The organism is Campylobacter concisus (assembly GCF_015230035.1).
GTDB lineage: Bacteria > Campylobacterota > Campylobacteria > Campylobacterales > Campylobacteraceae > Campylobacter_A > Campylobacter_A concisus_BK.
Genome location: NZ_JAAKZD010000020.1, coordinates 1 through 13,390, shown reverse-complemented (window position 1 = coordinate 13,390; position 13,390 = coordinate 1). Strand labels below are relative to the sequence as shown.

General features: G+C 34.0%; 16 protein-coding genes. 5 read left to right on the top strand and 11 right to left on the bottom strand.

The features are described from left to right. Positions 1-222: 222 nt before the first annotated feature. Both G6W41_RS09870 and G6W41_RS09865 read right to left on the bottom strand, forming a co-directional pair. Positions 223-2,088: a relaxase/mobilization nuclease domain-containing protein gene (locus tag G6W41_RS09870; RefSeq protein WP_194171398.1), complete on the bottom strand. Its 1,866-nt coding sequence runs from the start codon at positions 2,086-2,088 to the stop codon at positions 223-225. Further along, entirely contained in the window at positions 2,078-2,395 is a 318-nt protein-coding gene (locus G6W41_RS09865) for a plasmid mobilization protein (protein ID WP_148824484.1), read from the bottom strand. The genes G6W41_RS09870 and G6W41_RS09865 overlap by 11 nt, the downstream gene beginning before the upstream one ends. Before the next feature lie 379 nt (positions 2,396-2,774). Here G6W41_RS09865 and G6W41_RS09860 point away from each other — a divergent pair, with 379 nt between their 5' ends. The 5 genes from G6W41_RS09860 (at position 2,775) to G6W41_RS09840 (ending at position 6,133) form a co-directional block, all read left to right on the top strand. Next, positions 2,775-3,032 carry a hypothetical protein gene (locus tag G6W41_RS09860; protein WP_012000893.1) on the top strand — a complete coding sequence of 86 codons (258 nt, stop codon included), beginning with the start codon at positions 2,775-2,777 and terminating at the stop codon, positions 3,030-3,032. Between the two features lie 138 nt (positions 3,033-3,170). Next, complete coding sequence (locus tag G6W41_RS09855) at positions 3,171-3,617, top strand: hypothetical protein (protein WP_194171397.1); 447 nt, start codon at positions 3,171-3,173, stop codon at positions 3,615-3,617. Between the two features lie 29 nt (positions 3,618-3,646). Beyond that, positions 3,647-4,690 (top strand): Cj0814 family flagellar-dependent secreted protein, encoded by a 1,044-nt coding sequence (locus G6W41_RS09850; protein ID WP_194171396.1) that lies wholly within the window; start codon positions 3,647-3,649, stop codon positions 4,688-4,690. Positions 4,691-4,700: 10 nt separating this feature from the next. Further along, positions 4,701-5,555: a hypothetical protein gene (locus tag G6W41_RS09845; protein WP_194171395.1), complete on the top strand. Its 855-nt coding sequence runs from the start codon at positions 4,701-4,703 to the stop codon at positions 5,553-5,555. Continuing rightward, positions 5,540-6,133: a C39 family peptidase gene (locus G6W41_RS09840; protein WP_012000896.1), complete on the top strand. Its 594-nt coding sequence runs from the start codon at positions 5,540-5,542 to the stop codon at positions 6,131-6,133. Before G6W41_RS09845 ends, G6W41_RS09840 begins: the two co-directional genes overlap by 16 nt. Positions 6,134-6,144: 11 nt before the next feature. Here G6W41_RS09840 and G6W41_RS09835 read toward each other — a convergent pair whose 3' ends face one another. From G6W41_RS09835 to G6W41_RS09795, 9 genes are all read right to left on the bottom strand, one after another. Further along, positions 6,145-6,945 (bottom strand): cell surface protein, encoded by an 801-nt coding sequence (locus tag G6W41_RS09835; protein ID WP_194171394.1) that lies wholly within the window; start codon positions 6,943-6,945, stop codon positions 6,145-6,147. A gap of 58 nt (positions 6,946-7,003) precedes the next feature. Next, positions 7,004-7,504 (bottom strand): hypothetical protein, encoded by a 501-nt coding sequence (locus G6W41_RS09830; RefSeq protein WP_194171393.1) that lies wholly within the window; start codon positions 7,502-7,504, stop codon positions 7,004-7,006. A 263-nt stretch (positions 7,505-7,767) separates the two neighbouring features. Then, complete coding sequence (locus G6W41_RS09825; protein ID WP_242039956.1) at positions 7,768-8,919, bottom strand: Cj0814 family flagellar-dependent secreted protein; 1,152 nt, start codon at positions 8,917-8,919, stop codon at positions 7,768-7,770. A 55-nt stretch (positions 8,920-8,974) separates the two neighbouring features. Continuing rightward, entirely contained in the window at positions 8,975-9,529 is a 555-nt protein-coding gene (locus G6W41_RS09820; RefSeq protein WP_194171392.1) for a hypothetical protein, read from the bottom strand. A gap of 39 nt (positions 9,530-9,568) precedes the next feature. Continuing rightward, positions 9,569-9,841, bottom strand: a complete 273-nt coding sequence (locus G6W41_RS09815) for a hypothetical protein (RefSeq protein ID WP_194171391.1) — start codon at positions 9,839-9,841, stop codon at positions 9,569-9,571. Further along, a complete protein-coding gene (locus G6W41_RS09810) occupies positions 9,841-10,404 on the bottom strand; it encodes a hypothetical protein (RefSeq protein ID WP_194171390.1) in 564 nt (187 codons plus the stop codon). Before G6W41_RS09810 ends, G6W41_RS09815 begins: the two co-directional genes overlap by 1 nt. Positions 10,405-10,514: 110 nt before the next feature. Continuing rightward, the gene (locus tag G6W41_RS09805; RefSeq protein ID WP_194171389.1) at positions 10,515-11,657 is read right to left on the bottom strand and encodes a Cj0814 family flagellar-dependent secreted protein; all 1,143 of its coding nucleotides are present in this window, start codon (positions 11,655-11,657) and stop codon (positions 10,515-10,517) included. Positions 11,658-11,711: 54 nt separating this feature from the next. Beyond that, the gene (locus G6W41_RS09800) at positions 11,712-12,131 is read right to left on the bottom strand and encodes a hypothetical protein (protein WP_103580826.1); all 420 of its coding nucleotides are present in this window, start codon (positions 12,129-12,131) and stop codon (positions 11,712-11,714) included. A 99-nt stretch (positions 12,132-12,230) separates the two neighbouring features. Continuing rightward, positions 12,231-13,190, bottom strand: coding sequence for a replication initiation protein (locus G6W41_RS09795; protein ID WP_009295430.1), 960 nt, complete (start codon positions 13,188-13,190; stop codon positions 12,231-12,233). Positions 13,191-13,390: the final 200 nt, after the last annotated feature.

Here is a 13,390-nt window from a genome sequence, read left to right as displayed (position 1 = left end):
CTTGCAAAGAAAGGATAATTGCTTACAAAGAGCGGATAATTCTCTTGCAAAGAAAGGATAATTGCTTACAAAGAGCGGATAATTCTCTTGCAAAGAAAGGATAATTGCTTACAAAGAGCGGATAATTATTGCATTCTAGGCCCCTATTTTAGGGTATAAATTTAGCCTACAAATTCTTCAAATTTATTTTTATATCAAATTCAAAAGCTATCTTAAGAAAAACTAAAAACCCATTTGAATATGGTGAGATCTCTCCTTTTTTCTTCTTAACTCTACCATCCTTTGCCTTTCAGGCTTTTTTAGCTCTCGTTCAATTTCATATCCACAAGTGGTAATAGCTGCTGCAGTTTGCTTTTCCAGGCTTTCTCTAAATTTTCCGCCATATTGATTGTTAATTCGTTGTATGCTTCCTGAAACAACTTCTCCATATCCTCCAAGCTTTTGTTTAGTGTCTCTTTGATTGTCAATAACTCGGTTTCTAATAAGATATAATTGTTTTGCAAAGCCTTGTAATCGTTCTCTAATTTGTGATATTCCGCTATTAAATATTCGCTCTTGCCATTCTCTAAGAGCTGATTTAATTCGACTTTGGTATTCCCTATCTCGCTCTGCTCTTTGTCTAAGTTGTCTAGTTCGTTCTTGTGTGTTAATAATATATTCTCTAGCTCTTGCTTGTATTTCTCTGCCAAGTCGCTGTAATATAGAGACGTTCTCGCTTTGCGCAAATTCTCGTAAGCTCCTTGCAGCTCTATATTTTCGTTCTGCTTGTTCTTTATCACGTCCTGTAATTTCAGAATTTCGTCTTGCAATCTCTCTATCTCGTTCAATAATTCGGTCTCTAACGCCGTCATTTACAGACCCCCATAATTCAGTTGTAAATATTGAGTTCCGTCCTTCATCTGTGATAATGTTTGTGGCGGCACCACCAGATACCTCTCTGCTTTGCCAGTTGTTTTGTTGGCTTGTTCTGTTCGATAATTCACTGGAATTTGCCACTCGTTTAGCACTTTGTTCTCTTCTCTTAATCTCTCGTTCTCTGATTGATAATATTGTATTTCTGTCCGATTGAGCCAGAAACACGCTAAAAATCCTAGGCATAGAGATATCATTGCGATTGATAACACCAAGCCATTGAATATTTTTTCCGTTAAGCTTGGAGTAACTTGCTGTATTATCTCGCTTCTTATGTTCGCTATTTGCGATATTGTCGGAGATAGTCTGTTCTTTATATCGTTTTTGATTTCGTTTATCTCGTGTCGATATGAATTTTTCAAGTCTTGCTCTATTTGCGATACACTCTGCTTGTGTATCTCTATTAGCGTATTGTTGAATTCGTCTTGATTGGCTTTCGCCGAGTTCGCTAAGTCCTTTAAGGTCTGTGAATTCTGCACTGTAGATGCCTCCTTTTAGTCTAAATGGTTTTTTTTGATTCGGTATTTTGATACTTATGCCACTTTTTGGCTGCCTTGTAACTTCGTAGCCACTAGAGCTTAAAAGCTCTATTAGATGCGTGCGATTTATTATTAATCCTTGTGATACAAGATCTTTTAATTGATTGTCTAATTCTATAATTGTGTTGTGCCGCTCTATCGTAGCTTTGTGACGGTTCTGGTTATACTGATTTTTTGGATCGTCTGGGCTGATGAAATTATATTCATCGTTAATAGTTCTTTTCCATAAGTTAATATTTGTGCGATCACGCTTATCATAGTATGGATTAAAACTTTTACCACTCACTAGATCAATTTTAGGGATTAGAAAATTTAGCTCTAGTCGTCCATCTTTATCGCTATGCTCTACCCAAAGAATATTTACTCGATCTTTCATATAATCACCGAGTAGATGTCGTTCAAAGTCTTTTATAATCTCTTGCTTTGTTTCATCGCTTATGTCACTGGCTTTTTCTGCAAACGACAACACTCCAAAGGTTGTTTTTTGCTTGTAGTGAATTTGACTTATAATAGCTCTAGTCTGTGCTTCATTACCTTTTAAGACTCGTGCTGTGCCTTGTTCTTGTCGTTCATTGAGCAAATAATTTACGCTGCCAAGTCCGCCGCCGTCTCTAGTTGGTAAAAATTTAACTATCATCGCTCAATATCTCATATAGTTCATTTAGGCGCTCCAGTGATTGATTTATTAATGAGAGCGCCACTCGATCAAGACTCTTGTTTTGATTTAAACTCCTTGCTATCTGATTTAGGTTACTTCCTTGTCGCGATAGCTCTAAGATTAGTTCTTTAGTAATTGGTGTCTTTGTAAGTGGTCGTGAAAGCATCGAATTTATAGCAAATTTTGAAAATGTAATCCCACCTAATTTATCAAGCTTATCTTGAATTTTTTCATTTTCGCTAGGTGTTAATCTTAAAATTTTGGTTATTGTCTTATTCTCTTTCATCATCATTCCATGCCATTAGAATAAGAAATGCCACTAAGCCACCCCAAAACAAACCTAAAAACCCAAAAAAGATCGTAAATTTGTAGTGATACTTCGCAAAAATAAATCCATACAAAAAGAATCCTAATCCAAAAAATATAGCAAGATTAAGATACTGAAATCTACTCATTTTTACTACTCCTAAGCAGCTCTTTACAAAGGGGGTTAAGGGGGATTTTCCCCCTTACGAGCACCCGCAGTATATACAAAACCGTCAGGATTTTGTATATACAAGGGGTATGCTCGCCCAGCATTTTATTATGAAGCATTATAGCATAACTAGAATAGATTGCAAATAATATTTAGACTATGGTATAATCTCACACAAAAAGGAAAATTTTTGGAAAAGATAAAATTAAAGATTGAGTTATTATCCAAAAAGATTGACATAGTAAAAAGCAAACTTTTAGTATTTTCTGCTGGGATAGCTGGATGTTGGGCTTTTATATCTTCTCATTATAATAATGTTGATTTTTTGGTTATAATTTCACTGATTTTGATTTTTGTGTTCGGATTTGGAGTTGGGATGAATTTATTAAAATTTAGTGACCTGACGCAAAAGATTGATGAACTAGATAAGGAATTAAATAATGAATGATATTAGTTTAGTAGTGCCATTGGTATTGCTTGTAAGCTTCGTAGTTGCTTATTTTTGGCATAAGAGTGGCAAAAAGACACCAGATTTTTTTTGAATTTTTTGATTTTAAAATGAAAAAATTTATTAAAGGAGCTTAAAATGAGAAATCTTTTAAAAGTTGCACTATTAAGTGTTTTGTTGGTTGTTGGCTTAAATGCAAAGGATCTATTAGATTTAGCTACAAATGGAGCTATTAATACTAGCGGAATCAAAGCCTTAAATGACAGCGAGATGAAAGATGTTAAGGGAGGCTATGCTTTTGGTAGATATGCAGAATTTGATTTTCGTGGTAGTGGTTTGCCATCTTATGCATTTCTTGTAGCTGATGACGAAGGGTATATAGAGCCTATAAATAAAGAAGTTGGTTTGCCAAACACACAAGTTCTTGTGGCTAAGCTAAGAATCATTAATGGTAGAAAAGAGACATATTTGCAAATTTATGATCTAAATACTAGGCAAAAAATTAGAGATTATTTAAATAATGAACGAGGAGATAATATCTTAAGGGATTTTAATAAATACCTAAGAAATAATTACGGTCTATGAGCTTAATATTTTATTAAAGGATATGCTTTATGGATATGGTAGCTATCAATAATCTAAAAACAATAGGTCATGGATTGTTTAACGAAAAGCAAAAGTATAAAAACAGTGATATAAATTTTGTAGATATAATGGATGAATTAAACCAAGAATATAAAAAATCAGAAAATCATAAAAAGTCTTCGGTTTATCAACCTGAAAATAACATAGGTCTTCCAGCCTCAAGTGTAAATTATGCATATGGTTATAAAACTGATGGGCTAGGCTTTATGGGAGCTGATTTTAACAAAGCAGCAGGCTTGCCGCAAGACTTTAAAATCCATAAAAGCACACTTGATGAGATAGTTAGATACAACAACAAAACATATCTCTTCACGCAAGATAGAAGCAAGGCTGCCTTTGAAAAGATAGACGTAGCTGATACTACAAAGCACTACTATAAACTTTTTAAAAGCATTGTAGGGGATGAAAAAGATAGATATAGCGAAGCTGATCTAGCAAATTTACCAAAAGGCTTTAGCTTGGATACCAACCAAAAAACATTTGGTAAAAATGCAAATTTCTTAAAAGATGTCAGCCTAATATCTGTTACAAATGTATATAAAACATTTGATCAAGTTAGTGAAGCAAAGAGCGTTAGAGATGAACTTAGAGGCCTTGGAGTAAGCCACGAGGTCTATGAGCTAAATTTTAGCAAAGAGCATCTTGATGCAAAAGCCAGCGACGAATATACATTTAATCCTGATATGTCTGTATATCAAGCAGATGACACTTATAGCAATGCTGGCGTGTTTGTGGGATTTTTAAAGAGCTTTAGTCCTATCGCAAGTGATAGTGGTGAGACGAAGCTTAGCGTAGAGGCAAGCTCTTACTCAAAGCTAATGAACGAACAAAGCTTAGCTGATGATGTAGTGCCTCTCTCAAGGCTTTTGAAAAATGAGAAGATGATCAAATTTATCTTAGAAGAGCTACTAAAGAGAAATTTACTCACTTCAAAAGATGGTAAAAGTGCTGGCGAGATAGTAGATAGTGTGCTAGCTCATGCCACAAAGCTTCAAAACGAGACAAAAATCTAAAGGATTAAATTTGAAACAATCATTACTTCTAGCTTCACTACTCACTACTCTTGCATTAGCATCAGATCCTATCACGATAGATAGCCTTTATAAGCAACAGGTTGGATTAAGAAGTGTTACAAATTTGTCTTTGCTTAGCAGCGGCAATCCTAACGTATACACAAGCACTCCAAATCTTGTAATAAATGGTGATCCAGTTGTTTGGGATGACACAAAACAGCTAACTCTTACCCAGACGCTTATGTATGCTCTTACTTCAAAATTAGATGTTTTAACATCTTTTAGCGGAAGTTACAAGAGAAGCGAGTATATGGATTATTTTACCCTAGAGCCAAAAAGTGAGAGCAAAACTCAGTTTGATTCTGTGTGGCTAGGAGTAAATTATAGAGGAGATAGAATTGGCGAGCTAGTGCCTATGCTTACTCTTCAGACAGCACTTTATCAAAGAGAGAGTGCGCTTAGACAGAGTAAAAATTTTAGCTTTAAGTCTTATTCAATAAAAGGCAGCCTAAAAGGATATTCTGATCCAGTAATTTATAGCATATATACTGGATTTGGCTACAACGCAGATAGAAAATTCGACTTTGCGAAGCTAAACTATGGCAATACTGTGTTCTTTGGTGGAGATTTGTCTATTGTTTTAAGCCCAAAGATCACACTTGATCTTGGCATCGAGCAGAGATTTCAAACAGCAAATAAAATAAATAATAGAAAAACTACAAATCTTAGATCTATCCCAACGTATAGTGTAGGATCTACTTATAGTTTTAGTAATGACACTTCTATTTCTATATCTGCTAGTATGGGTGGCTCTAGTGCAGCACCTGATAGCATATTTGGTATTAGCATTTGGCAAAAATTCTAAAACTACTTTTTTGTGCAGCGGTGGCATCTTTGCCACTTTATGCTGGTTTTGCTGTTAGATCATACGAGGAGCTAAGAAATCAAGATGTAATTAGGCAAAACTATGAAGAGTCTTGTGGTGCAGCATCATTAGCAACACTCATTAATACGCTTGATTTTAAAATTCTAACAGAAAAAGACGTCCTAGAGCAGATGGATAAAGGCGACAAAAAACTAAATACCGATATGGTGAGTTTTTTGCAGTTAAAGCAAGCTGCTGCTAAGCTATCCTATGACTCTGAGGGCTATCAGCTTGATCGTGCTACTTTTGAAAAGATAAACTTGCCAGTCCTGGTAAAGATAGAGGATGATCCTCGTTTTCCACATTTTGTTGTTGTGATAAATCATCAAGGCGATTTTATAACCATCCTTGATCCAAGCTATGGCAAATATATAAGCTCAAAGGATCAGTTTTATAATATATGGGATAAACATAAGCAAGGGGGTTATGTCTTAATACTTGGTCCAAAGAACGATATACATAGAGAATATAAGCTAGACTTACCTATAGATAACAAAGCACTATTTGATAAACTCTAGTTTTTTATCCATCAAGCCATCTTATTTAAAATTTGCTTCTTATCTATCTTTTGCATAAGCTCTAAGACATCTATGCCTCTTTTTTCTTTGAAATTTAAAAGCTCTCTTGCATAGAGAAATTTTTGATCCTTATTTATATCATAAGTCTCATACTTCTTCTTAACCTGCATAGGTTTAAATTTCTTCTCAGCCTGCTCTTTGGCAAAATTTGCATTATATTCTTGCTCTTCTTTGATTATCTGCTTTCTTTGTTCTGCAACATCCTTTGTTGCTTTCTCTCTTGCTTTGGCAAATAAAGTCTTAAATTCATCTATGCTTAGATCGGTTCTATTTAAAAGACTAAGCGACTCGTCATTATTATTTGGATAAAGAGACGACATAGTTTCCATAAAAGCATCTAGTTCATCTTCTTCTTCTTTTGTGCCGATACCTATTAATTTTCCTAACATGGTTGGCTTGCCATCAACAGAGTTGGTAAGTAGCCAATCCATATAGCTTTGTAACTCTCCAACTCTAAATTCTTCCATAGTTTCTGGATATTTTGATGCTAAAGCTCTTCTTTCTTTCATGGGGTAATCAGACAGCATACTATCTATTCGATTTATAGTATCTGTTATCCAGCCCTCTTTACTTTGGTCTATATCAATAAATTCTTTTACATTATCAGTCCAGGGTCTAAACATATACTTTGAGTAATCAAATTTTTCTTCGATGACGCTTTTATCTTGCTTGCCTTCTTTGGCTATATTTTCTTTATGGATAGTGTTGTCTTGTATCGGTGTGTTGCTAAGTCCGTTTATGCTAGTTATCATTTTAACTCCTTTTAAAGTATAAGCAGCCTACAAGTTATACTGTAGGCTACTAAAAAATTTACCAACCGCCTAGGTCAGATTCCATTTGCCTTTTAAAATTATCTCTTAGCTGTCTAACAACTGCATTGTTATTCAGAACAAAACTGCTAGATATCTTATGATACTCTCCAGTCTGTTTGTTATACGCTGCAGCGCTGTAAGTAAATAAAGGATATCTACCATAACGACTAGATTTTATCTCTCTTTTGACAGTGTATGCAAGATAATAGCCAGGCATATCATAAGCGCCTAATCCCTGTCTATATTGTAATTTTATGTAGTCACCGTCTTTGTCGTTTTCTATGACGGCATATGCCCCAGATTCATTATATGAAAAATTCTTAGGACCTACTAACTCTAGCCCTCCTTTAACCTTATTCATATCAGTGACATCTAGTTTTTTAACATTACTAGAGATATCACTCAAAGCACCAGCTGTAACCTTTGCTAGAAAATCTTCAGCATTAGCACCTGCAACTAAAATTCCGCCAATCATGGCTATTTTAAGAACTTTAAACATAACTTCCTCCTGTAAAAAGTTTTATAAGAATTATAGCACTAATTTAGTTTTAATTGATATCAATTATTATCTTTTAAAACCTACCTATGAAAATCTTACTTTTCAATACAACTTTTAACAAATGCCTATTTTGCCGCATCTCTACATATACAAAACGATCATCTTAAGCTTTCTATTGCTTAAAGTAGAAAAATCACTTAAGAAATCGGCAAAAATTTGTTTTTAAATAGAGAAAACTTAAAAAAGATAACTAATTTCTACTACTACGCCTTTATATCAACATCTTTTTTTATACCAAGCATATCTACTAGGTATTTTCCAGCTGGGTTTTCATTTAGCTCTTTTACTAAATTTAAAGGTGGCATACTAAATTTCAAAAAGCTATCCATAAAGTCCTTGCTCTTTTTGCCATCTTTGTCTATCTCGCCAAAGAGTAGCTTTAGCATTTTTAGATTATGCTCCATCATCTTTTTAAATGAGAGTTCGTCTTCTTGGTCGCTAAATTTATCAAGGCTTTGTCTGTGTCTTACATAATCTTGCATATAATCAGGCAGCATAGAGACAGCACCATCATCTGCTTTTGAGAAATTTACCCCATAAGCCATTTGCCACATAGCATTAAAGGCATTAAATGACCTTTGAAATTCTTTTGCGTTGATGTTTTTATCATAGCCACCATATTTTCCTATCGCAGTGGTTTCGCCATCGTATATGTCTAGGTTGTGATTTAGCACGCCAGCTATAAGACCGCCTTTGGTTATAGAGCCATCTTTATTTGTGTATTTCTCTCCGTGTGGATCCATAAATATACCAATGACAGTGTTTTCTTTGCCGCCATTTGCGTTGTTAAAGATGTATGTTACGTTTTTTGGATGTATCTGCTTGTCTGGTCCGATAGATAAAGAGCCATTATAAAATAGTGTGCTTATGGTCTTTGTTGGTGTATGCACAAAGCTATCTTCTACCGCAGAATACTCACTAGCACTAGCATATCTTTTATCTACTTGTAGGCTTTGACGATCATAAGAAAAGCCTTGAGGGAAATTTCTTATATCATCTGCACTAAAGCTTTCTTTTGAATTTAGTGTCTCCTCACCAACTACTTGAGCTAGCAGCCTATAAGCGTTGCCAACTGTTTTAGCTATATCGATACTTTTAAAATTCTTGATGTCTGGGTCCATTATATCGTTTGATCTGACTAACGACTCTAGCGTGCTTGAGTGAATTTTATAATCACTTGGGATGCCAGCTTGTTTATTAAACTCATCTGTAAAGTAGCCATCCTTATCTACCTTGTAACCTAAAACCTCAGAGCTGGTTTGGTTGGTGACCGTGCTAAGACTTGCTACTTGTTTAGAATTTATGCTTGCTTTATAACTTTGTGTATATGTGTTGTTGTTAAGTCCATTTAACATTTTCAAATCCTTATTAAAAATAAAACCCTAGCTCAAGCCAGGGTTGTAATCTCAATTAAAAGCCAAGACTCATAGTTAGTTGATTTCTAACAGCTTTTGAATTTATTAGTTCACTTGCTATATATGGTCTGTTGGTTATAGTTTTAAGTCTCATAAGCTGCCCATTTACATTTTTAAAAGAAGCAACAGAGTAAGAATATTGTGGAATGCTGCCAAAACCATAAGGCTTATTCACCTTTGTTGCCAGAATACCCAAATATTCACCGTTACTATAATCAACTTGACTCATCACTTCTTGAAAATTACTTCTAGCATAATAACCAGAGCAGTCACTTGATATGTTTAAGCCACAAGAAACTTTGTTTCTTGTCTCGTATTCTGAGAATTTAACCAGAGCTACTGACTGTGAAATATTTTGAGACTTAGAAAAAGGCTGTATATTTATGCTATACCCACCATTAACTTGCTCTAGATCCAAGCTATTTAGTGTTTTCACACCAACTGAATTATTATCTGCGGCTCCATTTGTAGCTTTAGAAAGCAAATCATTTGCAAAGGCACCACTTAACATTAAAGCACTAGCTAGTGCAACTTTAAATAGCTTTTCCATTTAAACTCCTTGTTAAGAAATTGTTTTATTTTAGCATATTTATTGCTTTTTGCTTTTAAAATCTTCCATTTTTTCTCTGATGATCGATCTTAGATATTGGGTTCTATTTGTTCTAGTTATATGTCCCATTTCGTCTAAAAAATTCAGCTCTTCACTAGACAAAAACATTGTCGTTCTTTTGTCGGCAGGATTGGCACTTTTTGGTCTGCCGCCAGTTTTTTTTATCTCTTGTTTTTCGTCTTGTTCTTGAAAGCTTGCTGTGCTTAGTTCGTTTAGCTCTATCTCTGTAAGATCTAAATTCAATTTTGTCATTATTTATTATCCTTTATGTAATTAACGACTTTTTGATACATATCTATAAATGACTGATATTGTCTTTTTGAGAGATTGCTTTCGTTGTATAGCTCTAAAAAACTTAGTCCAGTTGTCATAGCATTTTCAAATATTTTAGAGCTTTTTAAAATAAGAAATTTTGTGCAAGCAATGCTAGCAGCTTTTATCATTGTTACTGTTTCTTCTAGCTCTTTTTGAGAAGAGACATCTGTTATAAGGCCTAGTGTTTTGCAGCCAAGAGGTTTGATCTGTGATATGGTGCTTGCTGCTCTTTTAATGGAATTTGGATTAGAAGTAATGGGAACAATAACAATACTACAATGTTTTAGTATCTCTAGCACTCCAGCCGAGGCAAATCCTCCAAAGTCATACATAGTATTTGGTTCAAAAATGCACTTATCTAATATTTTGCCATCTTTGTAAAACTGTGGTACCACAGAGTCATCATTGCTTTGCCATTTTAGTCCAAGGTCTTTTGCCAAACTAAAACTAAGCGGTGTCTTTCCAACCCCACCTTTTAGTTGTAAAACTGCTAAATTCATATTAATCCTTTTTATCATATAGTATGTTAATAACATATTATATGATAATTATGTTAATATAATATAAAACATATATACAATATTGTATTATATATATTGTATAAATACAACTAAACTTTCGTCCTCTCATCAAATTCTTTTAAAACATCCATTATCTTACTTGCTAGCCCCTCAAGCGTGTGATCTTTTTTAAGCTCTAAATTTCTAAGCTTTAAAATCCTAGCTAGTATATCTTTTAGATCTTTCTTGCCAGATAGTATCTCATCATAATAAGCCTTTGGTATGCCTATCTCACTTCTATCTTGCTTTGTAAGTATGAGTTTGTCTCTATATACATTGCGAGCCTCATCAGTAATCCTTGTTGTGCCACCTTGCAGCACAAGACCTTGCTCGTTTTTCAAAAATGCCACAAAGATTTGCTCCTTTGTATAACCTTGTTCGCTATCATATACGGACATATCAGGCTTGAAGTCATATCCAGCACTACTAACCCACATATAAGGGATAGTATGCTCAGTTGTCATCACTTCTGGAGAAAAGTCAAGGAAATTTCCATTGACTTCTACATTTATATCACTTAGATCATTCATTAGCTTACGTGCATCGTCTGCGTCTTGTGCTGTTCTAAATACATGAGTTACCTTCTCATTGCTTCTATCGGTTAGCCCATCTATCTCGTCACTTGACATCCTACCCATTAGATATTCGGAATAATCTATTTTTTTATCTTTTGAAAAGTAGCCCTTTGGCATCTTTGCTAGATCTTCATTTGAGTAAAACTCTTTACCCTTGCTAATAACTCCAGCTGAAATTTGATCAAAAATTTTATAGTATTGCTTTATTGTGTCTGCTAGATCGATATTTGCAAAGCTATCCTCTCCAAATAGCGCATTATCTTTTTTTGTATTCATTGAAAAATTTGTAAAGTTTGGGTGCTTTTGATTGTGTAGCACTATCGCATCAAGCGTGCTTTTGTGGATTTTAAAGTCCTGTGGCAAGCCTGCAGCTTTGTTAAAGTCAGCTCCCATAAATCCTTTAGCATCTACACTATATCCATAGTCCTCTTGTGAAGTAAATTTGGCCTGATAAAGAGAGTCGATACTACTAGATGAAACAAAGTCATTTTTAGGAATAGTGGTTTGGCTGATCGAATTTATATTTGGAGTGTTAGGCAAGAAATTTGCAAAGCCTTCGCTTTTTGTCTGTTTTTGGTAATGCTGTTTTGTTAAGATGGAGTTATAAGAGACTTTCATAGCTTACTCCTTGAAATTTAGCTTCAAAGAGTAAGCAAAAGTTGTGCCTATTTTTTATAACCCCATTTTTTTCATATCATCTAATATTTTACTGGCTCCAACGCCTGCATAAGCTCCTGCTGGTCGGTTGTCACTTCTGTATAGTTGTAAATAATATTGTTTTCTTCCATTTGTTCCAATCCTTACTTTAGCTACAACAAAATCACCATTTGTTACACTTAGCCTTGGATCGCTAGAGCCTTCAGATACTTTATATGCAACTGACGGCATAGCGCCTCTATGATCAAATTGAGGTTCTCTTTTAAAGTAATAGCCTCCTAGCACCTGATTCATTTCGCCATCACTTAGAATTTTAACGCCAGTAGCATTATCTGCGACAACTCCATTTGTGACTTTTGATAAAAGATTATCATTTGCACTCAATCCAGCAACTACTACAGCACTTAGTAGCGCAACTTTAAAGATCTTTAGCATGTTGTCTCCTTTATAAAAGATTTCTAAAATGATATCACTTTTTTACTATATTAATGATAATTTAACTCAATATTATTTATAAGAATTTTTTATTATTTTTTAATCAAAAAGTGTAGGTTCTGTATCTTTTATAGTCTCTGCATTTTTAACAGCTATTTCAAGGTCTTTAATTGTATTAAACCAAAAGAAATTTATATCTGTTCCTGTTTTTGAAAAAAGAACCCTAATTTTTCCTTCATCGGAGCTTGTAGATAGAATTCTCCTTATATTGCTATCAATCATCACATATTTATCGTTAAAGCTAACTAGCTTTCTATCAAAAATCTCGATCTCTCTTAGTCCAGCATTAGTTAAATAGCTTTCATCTCCACCAAGCTGTTTTAGGTTGTCTAGTTCCTCAGAGGTGATAAATTTTATACTAAACGATAAGACTTTTTTTCCTTTTTTGCGTTCAGGATATATGCCTAGTATTTTAATGTCGGTCAGTTCATTTATTTCCTTTTTGGCCAACTCTAAAATATCAAACTGTAAATTTCCCCAACGCCTTTTGTTTTTTGGGACTTCTAGCCAATCGCAAAACTCTTCTAATTCAAATTCTTTTTGCCTTGTTATATTTCTCAGATCTTTTAGAATTTGATATATCCTTATTGAATATTTAGAAGTCATATTGATAATATTTTTAATTTGGTATTTTGTAAAACTTTCAACTATTTTTAATAAATATGGGCGCATATAGTCATTAAATTTAAATTTGATTTCTCCTGTATCCTTGTCGTATTTAAAAACTTGATAAATAGGGTATGCTTCCCAGACCTTTTCGGTTTCTATCTCATAGACCTGCTTCAAAAGTGTTCTACAGACCGATTTTACAGTTCTAAAATCTAAATTAGTATCTTCACAAAAATCTTGCCTATCAAGTGTAATTTCTTTAAATTCATCGTCATTTTTGGCATCGATCGTAGTAATAGTGGCCAAAAAAACCTTCATTTCAGAGAGATTAAGCTTACTTCTACCCTTTGTTATTTTATCACTATGAACGATTATATTGCGATTTTTCATAACGCTCTTTTTTGTGGTTTCAGAATGAAATTATACTATTAGTGTCTTTAATTATACTTTATAATAATATATAGGATAATTCTCTTGCAAAGAAAGGATAATTGCTTACAAAGAGCGGATAATTCTCTTGCAAAGAAAGGATAATTGCTTACAAAGAGCGGATAATTCTCTTGCAAAGAAAGGATAATTGCTTACAAAGA